The following is an 18,625-nucleotide window of genomic DNA, read 5'->3' as shown; positions in this document are numbered from 1 at the left end:
GGACGCTTCTCCATGACTGGAAACCCACCGGGGCGCGACCTCCCGGAGGGAAGCCCGCCCGAACGGTGCGGTCGGTTAAAACGGCGAATCGAAGGCGGCGGCGCCCGCGGGGGACCGCGCCTCCTCACTCAGTTTATTGAGAGCGGCGTCGAGGGCAAGAACTTCCTGATCCTTACCACCGAGGGTACGCAGCGCGACCGTCCGCTCCTCCGCCTCGCGCTTGCCCACAACCACCAGGACGGGAACCTTCTGAAGGCTGTGTTCGCGGACCTTCAGGTTGATCTTCTCGTTCCGGGTGTCGAGTTCGGCACGGATGCCGCGGCGCTTCAGCAGGCTGACCACCTCCTGCCCGTAACCGTCAGCCTCGTTGGTGATGGTGCAGACCACCGCCTGGACCGGGGCGAGCCACATCGGGAACTTGCCGGCGTAGTGTTCGATCAGCATGCCGATGAAGCGTTCCAGCGACCCCAGGATCGCCCGGTGCAGCATCACCGGGCGGTGGCGGGCGCCGTCCTCGCCGATGTAGGAGGCGTCGAGCCGCTCGGGAAGGTTCGGATCGTACTGGAGCGTGCCGCACTGCCAGGTGCGCCCGATGGCGTCGGTCAGGTGGAACTCCACCTTCGGGCCGTAGAAGGCGCCCTCGCCCGGCAGGTCCTCATACTCCAGCCCGGCGGCGTCGAGCGCTTGGCGCAGCGCGCCCTCCGCCCGGTCCCACAGATCGTCGGAGCCGGTGCGCACGTCGGGACGCAGCGCCAGCTTCACCGCGATCTTGTCGAACCCCAGATCCCGGTAGACGCCGAGCTGCAGCTTGAAATACTCCGCCGCCTCGCTCGCCACCTGATCTTCCGTGCAGAAGATATGGGCGTCGTCCTGGGTGAAGGCGCGCACGCGCAGGATGCCGTGCAGCGCGCCCGACGGCTCGTTGCGGTGGCAGGACCCGAACTCCGCCATGCGGATCGGCAGGTCGCGGTAGGAGCGCAGCCCGTGCTTGAAGATCTGCACATGGCCCGGACAGTTCATCGGCTTGATGCCGAGCATCTTCTCGCCGTCGTCCGCCGAGACCTTGAACATGTTGTCGCCATACATGTCCCAGTGGCCCGACGCCTTGAACAGCGAGCTGTCGATGAGCTGCGGCGTCTTGACCTCGACGTAGTCCGCCTGGCTCAGCTTGGTGCGGATGTAGGTCTCCAGCGTGCGGAACAGCGTCCAGCCCTTCGGGTGCCAGAAGACCGAGCCGACGGCCTCCTCCTGCACGTGGAACAGGTCCAGCTCCTTGCCCAGCCGGCGGTGGTCGCGCTTCTCCGCCTCCTCGAGCTGGTGCAGGTAGGCCTTCAGCTCCTTCTCATCGCGCCAGGCGGTGCCGTAGATGCGCTGGAGCATGGGGTTCCGGCTGTCGCCGCGCCAGTAGGCGCCGGCCACCTTCATCAGCTTGAAGCCGTTGCCGACCTTGCCCGTGGTCGGGGCGTGCGGGCCGCGGCACAGGTCCAGCCAGTCGTCCTGGCGGTAGACGCTGATGTCCTGGTCCGCCGGGATCGCCTCGATCAGCTCGGCCTTGTAATGCTCGCCGAGCTTCTTGAAGTAGGCGACCGCATCGTCGCGGGTCCAGACCTCGCGCACGATGGGAACGTCCTTGGCGACGATCTCGCGCATCTTCGCCTCGATCTTCTGCAGATCGTCGGGCGTGAAGGGCTCCTCGCGCGCGAAGTCGTAATAGAAGCCGTTGGCGATCGCCGGACCGATGGTCACCTGCGTGCCCGGATAAAGCTTCTGCACAGCGTCGGCGAGGACGTGGGCGGCGTCGTGACGGATGACCTCGAGCGCGTCGGGATGACTGCGCGTGACGATCTCGATCTTGGCGTTGGTGGTGACGGTGGTGGTGAGGTCCTTCACCTCGCCGTCGAGCTTGACGGCAAGCGCATCCTTGGCAAGGCGCGGTCCGATCGACTGGGCAATCTCAAGCCCCGTCACCGGCCGGTCGAACTCCCGCACGCTGCCGTCGGGCAGCGTGATGGCGATGTTGGACGTCACCGAAGTCACCATTTGACTGTTTGCATCGCACCCGGCGGATGCCGGGAGGCGAAATCTCTAATGCGGGCGGGCTTTCTGTCAAGGGCGCCGCGGGCATTTCCGGCCCGAATCCGCCGCCCGAACCGCGAATTTTCTTGCACTATTAATTCACGGCAAAATTATCTCATGACGGTTTGCGCGCCGGACGCGGCCCGCCGAACAGGTAGCCCTGGCCGAAATCGATGCCGCTGCGCAGGATCGCGTCGAGCTGCGCCTCCGTCTCGATCTTCTCGGCGATGAGGTCGATCCCCGTGCCCTCCAGGCGATGGCGCAGCGCCTCGACGCGCGGCGCCAGCGCGGGGTCGAGCAGCAGGGTGCAGTCCAGCTTCAGATAGCGGATCTCGTGGCGCAGCAGCGAGTCCAGGTCGATGTCCAGATCGCTCACCCGGTCCATGGAGAAGCGGAAGCCGATGCGGGACAGCTGCGACAGAATGCCCATCATCACCGCCCCGCCCGCCCGCAGTTCCTGCTGGCTCAACTCGAACACCAGCTTGGGCACCAGCGTCGGGTTCTGGGCCAACAGATCGAGGAACTGCCGCATGAACGCCGCGTCGCTGAGCGTGGCGGCGGACATGTTGCAGAAGAAGCCGATGGCGTGCTGGCGCCGCTCCGTCTCACGGATCAGCTGAATGCAGCGGACCAGCAGGAGATTGTCGATGGTGGCCATCAGCCCCGCGCGCTCCGTGATCTCCAGATAACGGTCGGGCAGGATCAGCGCCCCGTCGACGGCGCGCACGCGCGAGAACACCTCGAAGAAGCGGTGCTTGCGCTGGGGCAGGCTGACGATGGGCTGGAGGTGGATGTCGATCCGGTCGGCGGCCAGTGCCTCGCGCACCGCTTCCAGAACCGCGGCGTCGTCCATCGGCGTCGCTTCGGCTCCGGCCGCGGGCGGTGGATCCGGAATGCGCGGGGCTTGTGCCCCTGGCCGGGCCGGGCGGGATGCCGCCGGCGGTTCATGCTCTCGCGGCGATCGGGATTCGCCGAGCCGGGCAACCAGCGTGTGCAGGAGCTTGACCTCCTGAAGCACGGCCTCGTGGGCGGCGGAAGAAGGAGTGTTGTCGGTTTCCTCCCTTGGTGCGATCCGCTGCTCCAGCCGTTCGGCCAGCGCGTCCACGCTTTTCTGAAGGTGGCCCAGCCGGCGCAGGGTGTCACGCTGCCCGCGGGCCAGGCGGCGGTGCAGGTCCGCGACGCCGCCCGCCAGAAGGACCAGCCCACCGCCGATCCAGCCCACCGCCGGGTCGGTGCCGGGTCGCAATTCCGGCAGGCCAAGGGCGACCGAGGCCGCCGCCGTGGCGACGGCCAGCCCATGCAGGAAGGCCGCCAGGGCCGCCATGCGCCCGCTCAGCGGTGATCCGCCCCCACGGCGTCGCTCAGCGAGGCGAAGCCGTCGCGGCGCAGCAGGGCGGCGAGGTCGCGCCGGATCGCCAGAACCAGCGCCGGCCCGGCATAGACCAGCGCGGAATAGAGCTGCACCAGCGAGGCGCCGGCGCGGATCTTGGCGTAGGCGTCGGCGCCCGACGCGATGCCGCCGACTCCGACCAGCGGCAGCTTGCCGCCGGTCAGCCCGTACATCTCGCGCAGGACCGCGGTTGAGGGCGCGAAGAGCGGCTTGCCGGACAGGCCGCCGGCTTCCCCGCGCAGCGGCTCCGGGATCTCCGCCGGGCGGGCGATGGTGGTGTTGGAGACGATCAGCCCGTCGATGCCCGACTCCAGCGCGACCGCGGCGATGTCCGCCTTGTCCTCGTCGGTCAGGTCCGGGGCGATCTTCAGCAGGACGGGCGGCGCTTTGGCCAGCCTGCAGGCGGTCCGGGCGTCCAGCACGCGGCCCAACAGGGTGCGCAGCGGGTCGCGCCCCTGGAGAGCGCGCAGGCCCGGCGTGTTGGGGGACGACACGTTGACGACCAGATAGTCGGCCAGAGCCGCCACCCGGGTCACGCCGAGGACGTAATCGTCGGCCGCCTCCACCGTGTCCTTGTTCTTGCCGAGGTTGGCCCCGACAAGTCCCGGCGCCTTGCGCCCGCCGGACAGGCGTCGCTCCAGCCGTTGGGCGAAGGGTTCCAGCCCCTCGTTGTTGAAACCCATGCGGTTGATGACGGCCCCCTGCTCCGGCGCGCGGAACAGGCGCGGCTTGGGGTTGCCGGGCTGCGGGCGGGGCGTGACGCTGCCCGCCTCGACGAAGCCGAAGCCCAGCCGCAGCATGGCGTCGACCACCTCGGCGTTCTTGTCGAAGCCGGCGGCGAGGCCGACCGGGTTGGCGAAGTCCAGACCGAACACCCGGCTCCGCAGGATGGGATCGTCCTTTTCCCGCACCAGCGGCATCAGCCCGCTCGACAGGGCCTTGATGGTCAACCCGTGCGCCGTCTCCGGATCGAAGCTGCGCAGGACGGGGCCGACGATGGGAAACAGGTCGATCACGGTGTGGTGTCCTTGAAGGTCGCCGGAAAGATGTGACGGCCGTCCGGCCCCAGCGGCAGCGGGTCGGCGCGCAGCACCGCCGCGGGCGGCAGCGGGCCGTAGAGATGGGGGAAGAGCTGGCCGCCGCGCGACGGCTCCCACTTGAGCGCGTCGCCCAGCGCGGCGCCGTCCACGGTCAGCAGGACGAGGCCGTCCTGCCCGGCGCGGTGCTTGGCGGCACTTTCCTCGACCTGGGCACCGGTGGAGAAATGGATGAAGCCGTCCGCCGCATCCTGCGACGAGCCGTGGTAGGCCCCGGCGGCGAGCGCCCGCTCCCACTCCGCGGCGCGGCACATATGAAAGATGATCCGTTCAGTCATGGCGGGGCGACCTTACCGCAAAGCCCTCCGCCAATGCCAGCCGTGGCAAAAACGGGAGAACCGGCGGAGCGTTGATAACTTCAGAATGGGACGTTGCGCTGTTTGCTTCGCAATTTGCAAACGTGGCTTTGGGAATCCCCCGACATTTTGCAGAAGGAAAACTCGCCGTTCCGCCGCATCGCACCCCGGCGACCACACGGAAAAGCCGCAGAATCAAGGATTCTCCAGGGCATCCACCCCTTCTTCGGCAACTTTTCGGAGTTGGCATCGGGATTGCTGAGAGGTGGGCAAGCAAGGAGATGCCCCATGAACGCGATTGCGATGAATGTTGTGAAGGAACGCCACCCGGTGGAGCATGCGCTCGACTCGCGCATCCATGGGGTGATCGTGTCCAGCGTGGACAGCGCCCCCCTGGCCGCCACCGTCGAGCCCAGCAGCACACCCGTTCCGCTGAAGCCCTCGGCGGCGATGCTGGCCGCCGGGTCGCGCGCCGGCGGCGTCTCGGTCGAGACGGCCTGGAAGATCTATCTGGCGATGATCAAGGAAGCCGCCTGACCGGTCTGTTCCAGCCTCTCCTTCCGCGGCGGCGGTCCGGACCCGGATGTCCGGCCCGCCGGAACGCGGCCGGGAGACGTAGGTGCAGAACGATCGGTCATTCGACGTCGTCGTAGAACTGGAACCCGCCGATCTCGGCACAGACGCTGCGCCCTTGCGCCCATTGCGGGTTCGCCCCCGCCCGGTGCAGGTGAGTCGCTCCGCCCGTCGGGTCGTCGAGCAGACCGGCCACCGCGCGGCGGGCGATCCGCTGGGCGACGGCGAAGACCGGGTCCGCGGCGGTCACCGACAGCAGCCCCAGCCGCCCCGGCGCGTCCGGGTCCCAGCAGGGGAACTGCCCCGGCAGTCGGCAGACGGCGACCACGTCGTTCCCCCACCACCACCCGCCATGGTCGCGCGCCCGGCCGACGCGGTTCATCACGACCGCCGCCACCGCCTCCATGGCTCGCACGGACTCGCCGCGCGCCTCACCCCACAGGGTGCGGGCGAGCGTGTCGACGGCTTGGCCGGGCGCATCGGCGGCCGGCCCCTGCGGCGCGGCCATCGGTCCGGGTTCCGGCTTCAGGACACGCGGCCTCATCGGCGGCCCCCGTCGCCGTAGGGCGGGGCGTAGGGCTGGACGAGCGGCGCGCAGCCGTTCTCCAGCTTGGTCTCGATGCGCAGCAGATGGTCGGTCAGCCGCCGCTCCACATCCTTCAACGTCGCGACCGAGACATAGGTCTTGGCGACCTCCAGCTTGTAGGCGGCCAGGCTCTCACGCACCTGCAACTGGGCGGTCTCGGCGCGCGCCCGCACCGTCTCCAGCGCGGTTTCGGCATCCCGGCGCAGCCGCGCGATCAGCCAGAACAGCCCGCCCATCACCGGCAGTTCGACCGCCGTGATCCACCAGGACAGGTCGATGGACTCCTGCATCTCCGTTCTCCAAGGAAAAAGGCAAAAGAAAAGGCCGCCGTCCGGTCAGGAAGGCGGCCCGTCGGACCAAGGGGCTTTGCGGGCATGGTCACACGTCCCAGCTCTCCGCCGAGGTCGACGCCGCCGTGGCGCGCCAATCCGGCTTCCGCCCCGGCGCCGTCTGGCGGTCGAAGCGGAACGGCTCGCAGGACAGCGCGCCGGCCACCGCGTCCAGCCCGTCGTCGCGGCCCGTATAGCGCCCGTCCGGCGACCATTCGCGCATCTCGCGGATGAAGGGCGTCTCCCACACCGCGGCGTGGGCGAGCAGCCGGCGGTCAGCCAGCAGGGCGTCGAACGCCTCGCGGATGCGCAGCGCCTTGGCGCGGCGGCTCGCCTCCTCGACCACGGCGGCGCCGACCTTCTCCGTGCGCAGCGCCTTGCGCAGCAGACCGGGCAGGAAGCGCCCGATGCCGTTGATCTCCACATGCACCGCCGGCAGGTGGTGCCGCTCCAGGAAGCGGGCGACCTGGAGGCACTGCTGCTCCGCCTCGGTGTCCGGATCGCCCGGGTCCACCGACAGGTAGAGCACGCGGTGCAGGTAGAAGCGCCCGTCCGCTCCGCCGAACACCGCGGCGACGACGCTGGAATCGCCGGGCTTGCCGCCCTCCGCCGCCGGGCGTGCGAAGGCCGGGTCCCACCAGCAGGAGGCCGAGGCCATGCGCTGGCCGTTCAGCGTCAACACCGCCCGCCCTGCCGATTCCCGGTAGTCCAGCTCGCCGTCGTAGCGGCCCAGCCGGTCGGGGTCGAGGAAACCCTCCGCCTCGTTGACCGGCTGGAGCAGCATCTGGCTGGTGAACTTGTTGGGGCCGGTTGTCTTGCGGATGCGGTTGACGTGGGCCTCGCCGAAACGCTGGGGCCAGGCGTAGCGGCGCCGGCCGTCCGGACCGTCGGTGTAGACCGGCAGGAGCAGCCGCGCGAAGCCGTCCAGGAAGGGCCGCGTCTCCCCCGCCTCGGTCCGCGGCTCCTCCGCGTAGATGGAGTAGTAGCTGTGCGGCGTCCCGACATAGAGCTGCACCCCGCCCGGCACCAGCAGATAATCGATCTCCGCCAGCCTCTCGCGCAGGTCGGCGCGCTTGCCCGGACTGCCGGAGGTGCGCGGCACCTCGACGTCGTCGCAGATCACCACGTCGGCGCGGCTGCCCGTGATGTTGCCGCCAACACCCGCCGCCACCATGGAGGGATCGCGCAGCTCCTGCGCCCGCACCACGGTGAACTGGTCGGCCGCCCATTGGTCACGCTCCTTCGCCGGAGGCTTCAGGCCGCGGGTGTCGGGATGGCGCTCGATGATGCGCTTGACGTTGCGCACCATCTTCTTGGCCAGCTTCAGGTCCGCCGCCAGGACGAGCAGCCGCCGGTTGGGATCCTGGTAGAGCATCCAGGCCGCGAACAGCCCGACGATGGACGACTTGCCCGCCCCGCGGAAGGCCATCAGCAGCAGGCGCGGCCCGATGCCAAAGGACCCGACTCCGACGGCTTGCCGCTCCAGCCACGCGGCGATCTGCAGATGGTGGCGGGGTGTGGTCAGTTCCGATTGCCGGTTCCAGTCCTGGACGAAGGCGAAGAAGCCCTTCTTGCGCGTTTCCGCCGCCTCCATCACACCACCCGTCCCAGAATGTGCCAGCCGGCGCCGTTGGACATCGCCGTGACCGCGCTGCCGGTGGAATTCAGCGACACCGGGGCGTTGTCCGGCCCACTGCCGCCCAGCACGGTGACGGTGACCGGGTTGCCCGAGACATCGGCCTTCTTGATCGTCACCGTGCGCCCGACCGCGTGCAGCGCCCCCGGCGGCGGCAGCCTCACCGTGACCGCGCCATTGAAGGCGCTGACCAGATACAGCGCCTGGTTCAGGTCCGGCTCGAACAGGCCCGGCCGGTCGTGGAAATGGGCGTTGCCCGGCCGGTTGTTGCCGGCCACCACCCACCAGCCGGCCCCGTTCGAGACGATGGTCACGAAGTCGTAGCGGTTGCCCAGCGCCATTGTCCCCCCGTCCGGCCCCGGCCCGCCCTCCTCGGTGAGGATCAGGCGGTGGGTGGAGGCGTCGATCCGCTTCACCGTCACCGCATGGCCATTGGCCGCCCCCGCCGCCGGCAGCCGAAGCTCCACGTCGCCGCTGTAGGCGCTGACCAGATAGACGGAGCTGGTCAGGTCAAGCGCGACCACCCCGCCCACCTGCGGCTCCACGAATTCCGTGTCGTAGCGCAGGGCCTCGACGACCAGTTCGGAAACGCGGCTGCGCGCCAGCCGGTTCTTCTCCGGGTAACCGGCGTTCACCGCCGTGTAACGGCCGCCCGACAGATCGTAGATGGCCGGGCCAGCGGACATCGACAGCAGGTTGACGATGGCCGTTTCCACCGACCCGGCGTCGAGCTGCACATTCGGTACGCCGCCCAGCGACTCCGCGTAGAAATTCAGGATCAGCGTCTTGTCGGTGTTGGCGCCGACGCGGAAGCAAGCCAGCGCCATGGTCGACAGGTTGGCCTCGCAGTCCTGGAAGCTGTTGTTGTACTTGCCCTGCTCCACGAAGAAGCCGCAGCCGGCAATGGGCGCCGACAGGGAATAGACGCGCACCATGGAAAAGCGGTTGGCGTTGGGCGTGTCGCCCTCCCCCGTCCGGGTCAGCCACACCCCGTGCAATGACGGACGGGCCACCAGCACGCGCGACACCATGTTCCAGTAGCAGGGCCAGTTGGGGTCGGCGTAACCGTCGAACAGCAATCCGACCCGCGGGTCCCAGATGGTCAGGTCGCTCAGCGTGTTGTGCACGCAGGGGCCGTCCCGCCCGAACAGCCGCACCGCGGCGTCGCCCCGCTCCAGCCGCAGGCCGCTCACCGTGGCGTAGCCGTCCGGCAGATGGATCAGGTCGAACCCCGCCGAGGCTCCGGCGATGACCGACCTCTGCCCCGCCCCATACAGCGTCTGGCCGTAGCCAACGGTCAGCGTGTTGGTGATCCGGTAGGTGCCCGGCGGCATATAGACGGTGTCCGCGCCGGTCAGCGCCGCCTGGATTGCCCGCGTGTCGTCCACGACCCCGTCGCCGACCGCGCCGAAATCCCTCACCGACAGGGTGTCGGCCAGCTTCTCGCGCACCGGGCGGCGCACCGCGCCGGCGCCGGGGGCGACGAAGGTCGACAGCGCCTCCTCGTCCACCGGCGGACGGGCGATGGGGTTTCCCGTGCTGTCGAAGGCGAGGAGCTGACCGGCCCGCACCGTCCGCTCCGGCAAGCGGTTGGAGGCCGGCAGGTCGGTGTCGGTGTAGCGCAGCATCAGCTCCTGATCCCCGGCCACCTGCTGGAGCGCGGCGGTGAGCTGGTCGAACTCGCGATTCAGGCTGGCGGCCGGCAACGGCCCGCTCTCCAGGAAGTCGCTCATCCGCTCGATGGGCAGGCGGCGGCGCAGCAGCACGGGCGTCCCGGCCTCCGGCGGCTCCGCGAAGGCCACCGTGCCGCCCGCCGTCTCCCCGGCGCCGCTCACCGCATAGCCCGTGGTCTGCCGCGCCGCGCCCAGGAAGACTTGGAGGTCGTTGTACTCGAAGACCGGGAACGGGAAGGTGAAGTCCGTCTGCACGCCGTCGGCAAGATACTGGACGCGCGGGTTGCCGCGCGGAACGTCGAGTGCGCTGGGCATGGGGCGCCCCTCCTGCTGCGTGGGTTGACCGGAAGCGTCAGTAGAAGCGGCTCATGAACTCCAGCCGCTGGCGCTCGGCGAGCTGCGCCTGTTCCAGCAGGTTGCGGCGGCGCACGCTGTCCACCTCCTGCTGGATGGCCTCGCGCTTCAGCCGGTCGGCGCCTTCCGCCTCCCCGCGCTCCGCGGCGCTGTCCTTGACGACACCGAGCAGGATCGCCTCGCCCGAGCCGTCCGCCGCGCTGACCCCGTTGGAGCCGAGCGTCGCGCGGGTGCGCGCCACGGTGCGGCGCAGGGCGTCCACACGCCGCCGCTCATCGGACTGCGCGGCGGCGGACATCTGGGCCAGCCGCGTGCGGGCGTCCCCTTCCTTGTCGGCCAACGTGGCGGCCTGCCCGGTGCGGAGCTGCTGGGCGGCCAGGTTCTGGCTCTGCGCCAGCCAGTCCATCTCCCGGCTGCGCTGCCGCTCCGCTTCGGCGCGGGCCTGCTCCTCCTTCTGGCGCTGAAGCTCCTGGTCCTGGCGGCGCAGTTCGTCCTCGCGCTGCCATTCCAGCCGTTGCTGCTCCGCCTGATAGGCGTATCGGCGCTCGTCGGCGGCCTGCTGGCGGCGCGCGCTGTCCGACGTGCCGGAGACACGGTCCACCGTGTCGGCGACGGCGTTGGCCAGCGGCAGCGCCGTGGTGGCCAGGGTCGTGATTCCGCCCATCAGTCGTTCACCCTCAGTTCCATGGTTACGGACAAAAGCGTGAAGGGCAGCGGCGCGTCCTGCCGGATGCTCCACAGCGGCCGGTCGCTGTCGCGCCGCCAGCCCAGCGCCCGCAGCCTGCGGTCGCCGGAGACCAGCGCCGGGACACCGCCCGCGGGCTGCGGCCCCGTCCGGTGCAGCGGCAGTTCCTGAAGGCCGCGCCCCAGGTCGGCGTGGAGCGCCGCCGTCTCCTCCAGCCGGAAGCCGACGGACACCAGCCGCACCGCGTCGGTTCCGCCCGCCTGCCCGAGCAGGCTGACCGGCAGCGGCTCGATGCGGTGGCTGTAGGGCAGACCGGCCTCGACATGGCGGGCCGGCGGGTCGAGCACGACCTTGCCGGCGGCGACGGTGGCATCGGCGCGGACCGTGCCGTCGGCGACCACCGCGACGGTCCGCCCCTCCAGATGGTCCAGCCCGCTCCACACCGCGGTCGGGGCGTCGTGGTCGCCGACCAGGGCGGCGTCGAGGTTCAGCCCGTCGTCGAAGCGCTCCACGCTCCACCGCCCGGCGCGGTCGACCAGCGCATAGACCTCGTCCCCGACCACCGCGACGGAGCGCACCGCCCCGTCGGTCTCCAGCCGGGTCCAGGCGGTCACCTGCTCCAGCCGGTAGACGGTCAGGGCGCACAGCGCGCCGTCCTCCATCACCACGAACATCAGGCGGCGGCCCTGGTCGTAATCCTGGTCGCGCGGCTTCACCACCAGATGGCGGGCGAGCAGCGCCAGATCGTTGGCCTGATAGGCGGCCTCGGTGTCGGTGTAGAGGAATTCGCGGATCTCCCGCCCGTTGCGCGAGACGAACAGGGTGGCCCCGTCCACGTCGCGCGGCGGGACAGAGCGGTCGACGGGTGAGCCGATGCGCGTCTGCCGGTGGACCTGGATGTTCTGCGGAGTCAGCGGATCGCCCGACACCATGTATTCGGCGCCCGAGGTGAAGACCTGGAGATGCCGCCCGGAAAAGACGGCGCGCACCGCGTTCACCTGATCGGACAGGATGCCGAACTCGATGGCCTCGTCGTCCTGCCCGGTGCCGAGGTCGAAGTTCCACAGATCGGCGGAGCGCGACAGCCACAGCCGGTTGGGCAGGTCGCGAGACCCGCCGATGACCAGCCGGTCCTGGTGGAAGGCCGCCGACACCGGCCAACCGCGCAGCGGCGAGAAGGACTGCTCGTCCCAGGCCGTCGTCGCGGCGTGGCTGGCCAGCGTCTCCAGCACCGTCGCGGTGACCTGCGTCGCCGACACCACCCCCTCGACGCGGAGCTGTTTGCCCTGGATGCGCAGGCGCGTACCTTCCTGCTTCGGATCGAAGACAGCGGCGGAGGCGGTCACCGTCACCAGCCCGTCCGTTCCCGACGGGGTCAGAGTCACGGCGGGATCGGCGAAGCGGTAGAAGGGCATCGCCACCCGCTCCCCGTCCGCGACGTAGCTCCAGCCGCTCAGCGCCCAGGCGTCGGCGCCGCTGCGGGTCAGCTTGCGCGGCGGCACGTCGGGGTGGCAGACCAGCAGCGTGTCGGCGCTCTGCGTCCAGGTGATCTGGGAAAGCTGGGCGGCGGTCCAGGGAGCCTCCACGCTGGCGATGGACGTGTCGTTGCCATAGACGTCGATCCGACCCTCGGAGAAGACCAGCAGATAAGTCTGCTCGGTGTTGAACTCGAAGGCGACCAGCCGCCCGTCACCGCGGGCCGGATCGACGAAGGCGAGGCCGGAACGGCGCGTCACCCCGCCGGTCGGGTGGATGAACAGGTTGCGCAGCGCCAGCGCCCCGTTGTCGTAGGCGCGCAGGTCGCCGCGCCCGAGCAGCCGGCGGGAAATCTCCCCCGCCGTGAAGTTGGTCTTCACCTGACGAACCCGCGCCATCAGCCCCTCGCGTCGATCAGGGTGAAATCCTCGAAACCCGGCTGGCTGTCCTGCAGGGCGTCGATCTGGCGGGCGCGGCGGAACTCGCTTTCGGCTAGCCGCTGCAGCAGCTCCGCCCGGCTCGTGCTCTCGGTCAGCGGAATGCAGAATTCCGCGGCCAGCCGGGCGATCAGCGCCTGGTCGAAGAAGGCGGGGAAATCCTCCTCCGCCGGGCGCCCGACATAGGTCAGCACCACCGCGTCGGACGCCGCCTGCAGCGTCCGCCCGGCGATGCGGTAATCCAACCCGCGGCCCCGTCCACCCGCCCCGGCGCCGAGCGCGCGCAGGAAATCGGCGGGAAGCTGGAAGGCCACGCCGTAATCGGCAACCGGGTCATCGGCCAGCCGCGCCAGCCGGGCCTGCCGGGTGGCGAAGCTCCAGGCGTTGGCCGACAGCAGCGCGTCGCGCGCCGGCTCAAAGAGCGCCCCCGCGACCTCCGCCTCGGCGGAGCCCTCGTCGAAGGCGGTGATCGCCGTCGCCCCGATCTTGATGAGCGCGCGGCTGCACAGCCCGATAGCCGTCAATGCCATGAGGTCGATCCTTCGGATCAGAGGGAGGCACGTCGCCTTAGCCCTCTCCCCCCTGGGGAGAGAGTGGCCCGCAGGGCCGGTGAGGGGGTTGCGCATGGCGAAACGTCCGGCAAACGCGCATCCCCCTCACCCTGACCCTCTCCCCAAGGGGGAGAGGGGACATCGAAGGGAACCCGTCAGTCCGTGTTGGACGCGCCGAAGGGCGACAGGTTGGTGACGTCCACCACCCCCGCCGCGTTGGCGGCGACCACGAGGACGCCGGCGGCGGGGGTCCCGGCGGTGCCGGTGTTGGCCAGGATCATGTCGCCGCTGCGCAGCAGGTCGGACGCGCCGTTGAAATAGCCGCTGTTGTCCACCAGCGCGGCGGCGTCCGGCGTCGTGTAGTGCCACAGGGTGAAGCCGTTGGCGTAGGCAAGGACACTCAGGTCCTTCGGAAGATAGGCCATGGGGAAAACTCCATTTCGATCGTCGGCAGGGAGGGCGTCAGGCTTCCAGGCAGCGCATGGTGACGACGCCCGCCGCGTCGATCAGGCCGGCGCCCTGCGACATCATGTTATTCACAAAGTGCGCGGCCCTATCCCCGTGCCACGAGATGTCCGTCTTCACATCGGCGCCGGAGGCGTGGCCGACGGCCGTCTTGTGGTACCAGTGGCACAGCCGCACCCCGCCCTCCGCCTTCAGGCCGGAATGGGGCATCCACAGCGTGCCCAGCCAGCGCTTGGCCTGCGTGCCGCGCCAGGGCAGCTCGTCGGCGCCGACATATTCGGTGCTGGCGAACTCGTCGATGCCCAGAAGCTGGCTCCACTGCTTCCAGCCGACCACGGCGTAGCGCTGGCCGTCGTCCGGCACGTCGGACTCGCCCAGCTTCTCGAAGGCCGTCAGCACCTTCGCCTTGGTCAGCCCGTCGTTGGAGCCGCCCGCGAAGTTGGTGGATTTGTTCAGCTCGCCGAGGATGAGTTCGTCGGTCTTGCGGCCCAGCGCGTAGGCGCCGGCGCTGGCGATGATCTGCCGCTCGTCGATGTTGGTCTTCAGCTCGTCCAGCCGGTCGACCCAGTCGCCGGCGTAGAAGTCGTAGAGGGTGCATTCGACCGGCGTGTGGTCGAGGTTCATCACCGGAACCGCGCCGTGGCGCGCCTTGGTCGACGCGGTGCCCTTGCCGACCTTCTGGAAGACGGTGGAGGCGCCCTGGACGTTGTTCTTGGTGCGCACCGTGTTGCGCAGCTTGGAGCCCATGCGCTGGTAGGCGTCGTGCACTTCGCGTTCGAACTGCTTGACGAAAGCCTGGGCGACCGAGGTGGACATTGGACTGTATTCCTTTCGCGTTCTGCGGGGATCCCGTCCGACGGGAAGCATTCCGCCACCCGGTTGTCAGGCGCGCCCGATCCCGGAACAGGACGAGGGGACGCGCGCCCGGCCGCGGGCGAAGCGCGAAAAAGAAAGGGGCTGGCCGGGCCTTTCGGTTGTCCGGTCAGCCCCTTTCAGGACAGGCGTGGAGGGGAGGTTCGGGATGCCGCGGCCCGTCGTGTGAGGGGACGCACGACGGGCGTTGGCAAGTCCGTTTCTAGGACAACTGCCCTGCCATGTCAAGAATATTTTCCTCTATCGAACAGCCATTCCCTTGCCGCGGTACCTCCTCGGGAAACGGAATATCCCCCGGAGCCACGCTGTTGAATGGTTGGCCTCAACGGCCCGAAAACACGGCATAAAAAAGGAATACGCTTCATGAAGACGATCATCACCGCCTGTGGCGTCGCGGCGCTTCTGCTCGCCACGCCGGCTCTGGCCGAAAGCATGTCCGGAACCACCGCCAAGGAGGTTCCGAACAACAAGGCGACCGGGCAGGTCGCGGCCACCCATGGTTCGCTCGACCCGGCGGTCGCAAAGATGACCGCGGCCCAGCTCAAGGGGAAGGACGTCTACGGCAGCGACGGCAAGGACATCGCCGAGATCGAGGGCATCGTCCGCAAGGGCGGCCAGACCTTCGCGGTGATCGACGTCGATCACATCGCCGACATCAGCGACAAGGACGTCGTCCTGCCGCTGGAGCGGCTGCACATGAAGGGTAAGCGTCTGACCGTCGACATGACGGAGAACGACCTCAAGGGTCTGGAATCCTGGCAGAAGGACAAGTACGAGGACGTCAAGGGCGCGCTGCGCTGACGTCTTGAACGGTCCGGGGGCATCAGCCCCCGGACACCCCAATCATCACGCCGACCGGCGCAGGCGCACGGCCAGCAGATCGGCGGCCTGACCGGCGGGGACCGGGCGCCCGGTCAGCCAGCCCTGGACCAGGGTGCAGTTGTGGTGGCGCAGGAAATTGGCCTGCTCCTGCTTCTCCACCCCCTCCGCCACCACATCCAGCCCCAGCATGTCGGCCATGGCGATGATGGTGGAGACGATGCCGTTGTCCTCCCGCTCGCTCGGCACGCCGTTCACGAAGGAGCGGTCGATCTTCAGCGTCGTCACCGGCAGCCGTTTCAGGTAGCTCAGCGAGGAATGGCCGGTGCCGAAATCGTCCACCGCCACGCGGATGCCCATGGCCTTCAGCGCGGCCAGGACGGACAGGGCGTGGTCCATGTCCTGCATCACAGCACCCTCGGTGATCTCCAGCTCGACCAGATCGGGCGACAGGCGGTGGCGGTCGATGATCCGGCGGAAATCCTCGGCGGAGCGCTGGCGCAGGTGGCGCGGCGAGATGTTGACGGCCACCGGCACCGGCTCCAACCCGCGGTCGATCCAGTCGCGCAACTGGCGGCAGGCCTCATCCAGCACCCAGTCGCCGAGCGGCACGATGAAGCCGGTGTCCTCGGCGACCGGGATGAACTCGCCGGGCGGGATCATGCCGAAGCCGGGCTTGTCCCAGCGCAGAAGCGCCTCGAACCCTTCCAGCGCTTGGTCGATCAGCGACACCTTGGGCTGGTAGTGGAGCTGGAACTCCCCGCGCGCCAGCGCCGCCCGCAGGTCACGGTCCAGCGCCAGATGGCGGTGCGCCTGGTCGGCCAGCTCCTTGCGGAAGAAGGCGTGGCGCTTGCCGCCGGCCCGCTTGGCCGCATAGAGCGCCGTGTCGGCGGAGCGGATCAGTTCCTGCGCGCTGTCGGCATGGTCGGGGAACAGGGCGATGCCGATGGACGGGCGGACGTAATGCTCCGTGCCCATCAGCAGCACCGGCTCGTCGAAGGCCGCCAGGATGCGCTGGGCGGCGATCTCCGCCTCCTTCGCCTCGCCCACCTCGTCCAGGATCACCGCGAAGTCGTCGGTGCCGATGCGCCCCACCGTGTCGCTGGCCCGCACCGTGACGACGATCCGCGAGGCGACCTCCTGCAGCAGCAGGTCCCCGGCGTGGTGGCCCAGCGTGTCGGTGATCAGCTTGAAGCGCGACAGATCCAAGCACAGGACCGCGAAGCGGCGGCCATGGCGCCGCGCCCGCTCGATGGAGGTGTCGAGCAGCGACTCGATCAGGGCGCGGTTCGGCAGGCCGGTCAGCCGGTCGCGCGTGGCGAGGCGCAGCAGTTCCCGCTCGTGACGCATCCGCTCGGTCATGTCGGCCAGCGCGCAGACGTAGCTGCGCCGCCCCTGCACGTCCAGGCAGGACAGGGAGAGCGAGGCGTCGATCCGCCCGTCCTCCCGCTCGATCGCCAGCTCCTCGGCGCGCTCCGTGCGGACGCCGCCCGTCCCCGCCGCGCCCGCCGAACCGCCCCCAGCCAACGTCCCCAGGCCGAACAGCCGGGCGACCCGCTCGCGGTCCTCCTCGACGAACAGGTCGGCGAAGCGATGGCCGTCGAGTCGCTCCGCGGGCACGCCGAACAGCGCGACGGCGGCGGGGTTGTGCTCCTGGACCCGACCGTCCTCGCCGACCAGCACGATGGCTTCGCCGATGTTGTTCATGATGCCGAACAGCCGCTCGTCGCGCACGATCAGCGCCTCGGCAGCCTGCCGGAAATAGTCCATGGCGCGGGCCATGGCGCCGAACTCGTCCTTGCGGTCGCGGCCGGGGATGTCGATGCCGGTCTGCCCTTCGGTCAGCCGCTCCATCCGCTCCGACAGCGCCTCGATGGGACCCAGCACATGCTGCGACAGGAACACCGACAGCGGCCAGCTCAGCACCAGCAGAACGGCGATGAACAGGACGAAGGCCAGGGCCTCCATGGCGAATTCGCGGTCGAGGTCGTCGGTCCCGCTGGCCGCCGCGATGGCCCAGCCCCAGGGTTCGAAGGTCAGGCTGGCGCGGACCGAATGGCCCTCGCCCATCCAGCCCTCGGATACGCGCCCGTCGGTGAACACGCTGACATGAAAGGGATCGCGCCCCAGCGCCCGCAGCGCCAGACGCGCCTGCCCCTGGCCTTCGTCCCGCGGCAGGGCGCCCGCCTCGATGGCCGCGTTGATCTCGCCAAGCATGGCGTGGGCCGACCCGACCAACGCATGGGTCAGCCGTCCCCGCTCCGTGATCAGACCGCTGCGCAGCAGGTAAAGCGCAGGGATTGCCGCCATGAGGCAGCCGATCAGGCCAATCCAGGTCAGCCAACGGATCTTGCGGCGCAGCGTCATCACGGTTCCGGCGGCAATCGTCGCACCCGGCCTGTGCTTCCGGCCGGTTGTCATTCTGCGCGAAAGCGTCGCTTTTTTATTTCAAACACGCAACGGCCAAGTTGCCCGCCCCGCCCCCCCTGCGTTCTTTTCAATCCGGCTGCGACATTTTGCCCATCCGGCGCGGCGGGGCATCGCAAAACCCTCCCGAGAGGCCGCGCAATGCCACGCCGCGCCAACGGTCCACAGGCTCAGGCGGTCGGATAAAGGCGCCGGAACCCGTCGGTCACCTTCGACACCACCGCCGGGTCGCGGTCCCGCCAATAGCGGGGGTCGCGCATCAGCGCCTGCAGTTCCGCCTCCCCGCCGGCGGACGGCGCGCCAGCCGGCATGGACAGGGCGGCGGGCTCGCCACCGGTCATCATCCGGTGAAGCGCCATCACCCCTTCATAGGTGGTCGACAGCCCCTCCACCGCCGCTGGCGGCAGGTTCTTCACCGCCCAGGCGTGGAGTTGCCGCGACACCTCCCGCCAGCGCTCGGCCCCGCCGAACTGGGCGGACAACCGTTCGACCTCGCGTTCCGCCTGGAACTCGGCGGCCAATTCCTGAATCAGCGGGACCAGCCGCTCAGCGGCGAGGTCGTAGACGAGTTGCGCCTGCTCCGGCGTGAAGCCGGCGCCGTGCAGGCGGCCGTTGATCGCCGGATCCGGCTCGAACAGCCCGTGGTCGCAGGCGATGCAATAGCCCTCCGGCCCATCGGGCACACCCGGCGCCACCAGCAGGCCGGGCCGCTCGCCATCACCAGAGGCGGGGGCGGACAGCTTGCGCTCCAGCTCCAGATAGGATTTCAGCAGCGTCTCCACGCGCACCGCACCGGTTTCCGGGTCGCGGAACTTCTCGGGCACCGCGGGCGGGGCGCCGGGAACGGTCGACGTCAGCAGGTTCTCGGCCATGGATAGCTCC

17 protein-coding genes are annotated in these 18,625 nt (G+C 69.6%); 2 read left to right on the top strand and 15 right to left on the bottom strand.

Going from position 1 to position 18,625, the window contains the following annotated elements:
• Positions 1–75 precede the first annotated feature (75 nt).
• The 4 genes from thrS to H1Q64_RS06980 all read right to left on the bottom strand — a co-directional run bounded on the left by thrS (position 76) and on the right by H1Q64_RS06980 (position 4,841).
• Entirely contained in the window at positions 76–2,040 is a 1,965-nt protein-coding gene (thrS, locus tag H1Q64_RS06995) for a threonine--tRNA ligase (protein WP_237902936.1), read from the bottom strand.
• Between the two features lie 151 nt (positions 2,041–2,191).
• Positions 2,192–3,400, bottom strand: coding sequence for an EAL domain-containing protein (locus tag H1Q64_RS06990; protein ID WP_237902935.1), 1,209 nt, complete (start codon positions 3,398–3,400; stop codon positions 2,192–2,194).
• A gap of 8 nt (positions 3,401–3,408) precedes the next feature.
• Complete coding sequence (locus H1Q64_RS06985; RefSeq protein ID WP_237902934.1) at positions 3,409–4,482, bottom strand: quinone-dependent dihydroorotate dehydrogenase; 1,074 nt, start codon at positions 4,480–4,482, stop codon at positions 3,409–3,411.
• The gene (locus H1Q64_RS06980; RefSeq protein ID WP_237902933.1) at positions 4,479–4,841 is read right to left on the bottom strand and encodes a DUF952 domain-containing protein; all 363 of its coding nucleotides are present in this window, start codon (positions 4,839–4,841) and stop codon (positions 4,479–4,481) included. The genes H1Q64_RS06985 and H1Q64_RS06980 overlap by 4 nt, the downstream gene beginning before the upstream one ends.
• 306 nt (positions 4,842–5,147) lie before the next feature.
• On the opposite strand from H1Q64_RS06980, the gene H1Q64_RS06975 reads away from it, so the two are divergent.
• On the top strand, positions 5,148–5,396 hold the full coding sequence (locus tag H1Q64_RS06975) for a hypothetical protein (RefSeq protein ID WP_237902932.1): 249 nt from the start codon (positions 5,148–5,150) through the stop codon (positions 5,394–5,396).
• A gap of 97 nt (positions 5,397–5,493) precedes the next feature.
• On the opposite strand, the gene H1Q64_RS06970 is transcribed toward H1Q64_RS06975, so the two are convergent.
• The 9 genes from H1Q64_RS06970 to H1Q64_RS06930 all read right to left on the bottom strand — a co-directional run bounded on the left by H1Q64_RS06970 (position 5,494) and on the right by H1Q64_RS06930 (position 14,440).
• Positions 5,494–5,976, bottom strand: a complete 483-nt coding sequence (locus tag H1Q64_RS06970; RefSeq protein ID WP_237902931.1) for a cell wall hydrolase — start codon at positions 5,974–5,976, stop codon at positions 5,494–5,496.
• Complete coding sequence (locus H1Q64_RS06965; RefSeq protein WP_237902930.1) at positions 5,973–6,308, bottom strand: hypothetical protein; 336 nt, start codon at positions 6,306–6,308, stop codon at positions 5,973–5,975. The genes H1Q64_RS06970 and H1Q64_RS06965 overlap by 4 nt, the downstream gene beginning before the upstream one ends.
• Positions 6,309–6,396: 88 nt before the next feature.
• Positions 6,397–7,941 (bottom strand): phage terminase large subunit, encoded by a 1,545-nt coding sequence (gene terL, locus H1Q64_RS06960; RefSeq protein WP_237902929.1) that lies wholly within the window; start codon positions 7,939–7,941, stop codon positions 6,397–6,399.
• The gene (locus H1Q64_RS06955; protein ID WP_237902928.1) at positions 7,941–9,971 is read right to left on the bottom strand and encodes a glycosyl hydrolase family 28-related protein; all 2,031 of its coding nucleotides are present in this window, start codon (positions 9,969–9,971) and stop codon (positions 7,941–7,943) included. The genes terL and H1Q64_RS06955 overlap by 1 nt, the downstream gene beginning before the upstream one ends.
• Before the next feature lie 37 nt (positions 9,972–10,008).
• Positions 10,009–10,674 carry a hypothetical protein gene (locus tag H1Q64_RS06950; RefSeq protein ID WP_237902927.1) on the bottom strand — a complete coding sequence of 222 codons (666 nt, stop codon included), beginning with the start codon at positions 10,672–10,674 and terminating at the stop codon, positions 10,009–10,011.
• Positions 10,674–12,569 (bottom strand): hypothetical protein, encoded by a 1,896-nt coding sequence (locus H1Q64_RS06945; RefSeq protein WP_237902926.1) that lies wholly within the window; start codon positions 12,567–12,569, stop codon positions 10,674–10,676. The genes H1Q64_RS06950 and H1Q64_RS06945 overlap by 1 nt, the downstream gene beginning before the upstream one ends.
• Positions 12,569–13,138, bottom strand: coding sequence for a hypothetical protein (locus tag H1Q64_RS06940; RefSeq protein ID WP_237902925.1), 570 nt, complete (start codon positions 13,136–13,138; stop codon positions 12,569–12,571). The genes H1Q64_RS06945 and H1Q64_RS06940 overlap by 1 nt, the downstream gene beginning before the upstream one ends.
• Before the next feature lie 176 nt (positions 13,139–13,314).
• Positions 13,315–13,584 carry a hypothetical protein gene (locus H1Q64_RS06935; protein ID WP_237902924.1) on the bottom strand — a complete coding sequence of 90 codons (270 nt, stop codon included), beginning with the start codon at positions 13,582–13,584 and terminating at the stop codon, positions 13,315–13,317.
• Between the two features lie 37 nt (positions 13,585–13,621).
• Positions 13,622–14,440 carry a phage capsid protein gene (locus H1Q64_RS06930; protein ID WP_237902923.1) on the bottom strand — a complete coding sequence of 273 codons (819 nt, stop codon included), beginning with the start codon at positions 14,438–14,440 and terminating at the stop codon, positions 13,622–13,624.
• Positions 14,441–14,860: 420 nt separating this feature from the next.
• Here H1Q64_RS06930 and H1Q64_RS06925 point away from each other — a divergent pair, with 420 nt between their 5' ends.
• The gene (locus H1Q64_RS06925) at positions 14,861–15,298 is read left to right on the top strand and encodes a PRC-barrel domain-containing protein (RefSeq protein WP_237902922.1); all 438 of its coding nucleotides are present in this window, start codon (positions 14,861–14,863) and stop codon (positions 15,296–15,298) included.
• Positions 15,299–15,343: 45 nt separating this feature from the next.
• Here the strand turns inward: H1Q64_RS06925 and H1Q64_RS06920 are convergent, their stop codons facing one another.
• Both H1Q64_RS06920 and H1Q64_RS06915 read right to left on the bottom strand, forming a co-directional pair.
• Positions 15,344–17,683, bottom strand: coding sequence for a putative bifunctional diguanylate cyclase/phosphodiesterase (locus H1Q64_RS06920; protein ID WP_237902921.1), 2,340 nt, complete (start codon positions 17,681–17,683; stop codon positions 15,344–15,346).
• A 230-nt stretch (positions 17,684–17,913) separates the two neighbouring features.
• On the bottom strand, positions 17,914–18,615 hold the full coding sequence (locus H1Q64_RS06915) for a capsid assembly protein (protein ID WP_237902920.1): 702 nt from the start codon (positions 18,613–18,615) through the stop codon (positions 17,914–17,916).
• Positions 18,616–18,625: the final 10 nt, after the last annotated feature.

The sequence above is a fragment of the Azospirillum brasilense genome (assembly GCF_022023855.1).
Taxonomy (GTDB): Bacteria; Pseudomonadota; Alphaproteobacteria; order Azospirillales; family Azospirillaceae; genus Azospirillum; species Azospirillum brasilense_F.
The sequence above is the reverse complement of the archived record's forward strand: the minus strand, read 5'-3'. Positions and strand labels throughout refer to the sequence as shown.

Bases quoted from the DNA above. Each gene is read 5' to 3' on its own strand.
- thrS (WP_237902936.1), bottom strand. From the start codon at position 2,040: ATGGTGACTTCGGTGACGTCCAACATCGCCATCACGCTGCCCGACGGC.
- H1Q64_RS06990 (WP_237902935.1), bottom strand. From the start codon at position 3,400: ATGGCGGCCCTGGCGGCCTTCCTGCATGGGCTGGCCGTCGCCACGGCG.
- H1Q64_RS06980 (WP_237902933.1), bottom strand. From the start codon at position 4,841: ATGACTGAACGGATCATCTTTCATATGTGCCGCGCCGCGGAGTGGGAG.
- H1Q64_RS06975 (WP_237902932.1), top strand. From the start codon at position 5,148: ATGAACGCGATTGCGATGAATGTTGTGAAGGAACGCCACCCGGTGGAG.
- H1Q64_RS06970 (WP_237902931.1), bottom strand. From the start codon at position 5,976: ATGAGGCCGCGTGTCCTGAAGCCGGAACCCGGACCGATGGCCGCGCCG.
- H1Q64_RS06965 (WP_237902930.1), bottom strand. From the start codon at position 6,308: ATGCAGGAGTCCATCGACCTGTCCTGGTGGATCACGGCGGTCGAACTG.
- terL (WP_237902929.1), bottom strand. From the start codon at position 7,941: ATGGAGGCGGCGGAAACGCGCAAGAAGGGCTTCTTCGCCTTCGTCCAG.
- H1Q64_RS06955 (WP_237902928.1), bottom strand. From the start codon at position 9,971: ATGCCCAGCGCACTCGACGTTCCGCGCGGCAACCCGCGCGTCCAGTAT.
- H1Q64_RS06950 (WP_237902927.1), bottom strand. From the start codon at position 10,674: ATGGGCGGAATCACGACCCTGGCCACCACGGCGCTGCCGCTGGCCAAC.
- H1Q64_RS06945 (WP_237902926.1), bottom strand. From the start codon at position 12,569: ATGGCGCGGGTTCGTCAGGTGAAGACCAACTTCACGGCGGGGGAGATT.
- H1Q64_RS06940 (WP_237902925.1), bottom strand. From the start codon at position 13,138: ATGGCATTGACGGCTATCGGGCTGTGCAGCCGCGCGCTCATCAAGATC.
- H1Q64_RS06935 (WP_237902924.1), bottom strand. From the start codon at position 13,584: ATGGCCTATCTTCCGAAGGACCTGAGTGTCCTTGCCTACGCCAACGGC.
- H1Q64_RS06930 (WP_237902923.1), bottom strand. From the start codon at position 14,440: ATGTCCACCTCGGTCGCCCAGGCTTTCGTCAAGCAGTTCGAACGCGAA.
- H1Q64_RS06925 (WP_237902922.1), top strand. From the start codon at position 14,861: ATGAAGACGATCATCACCGCCTGTGGCGTCGCGGCGCTTCTGCTCGCC.
- H1Q64_RS06920 (WP_237902921.1), bottom strand. From the start codon at position 17,683: ATGACGCTGCGCCGCAAGATCCGTTGGCTGACCTGGATTGGCCTGATC.
- H1Q64_RS06915 (WP_237902920.1), bottom strand. From the start codon at position 18,615: ATGGCCGAGAACCTGCTGACGTCGACCGTTCCCGGCGCCCCGCCCGCG.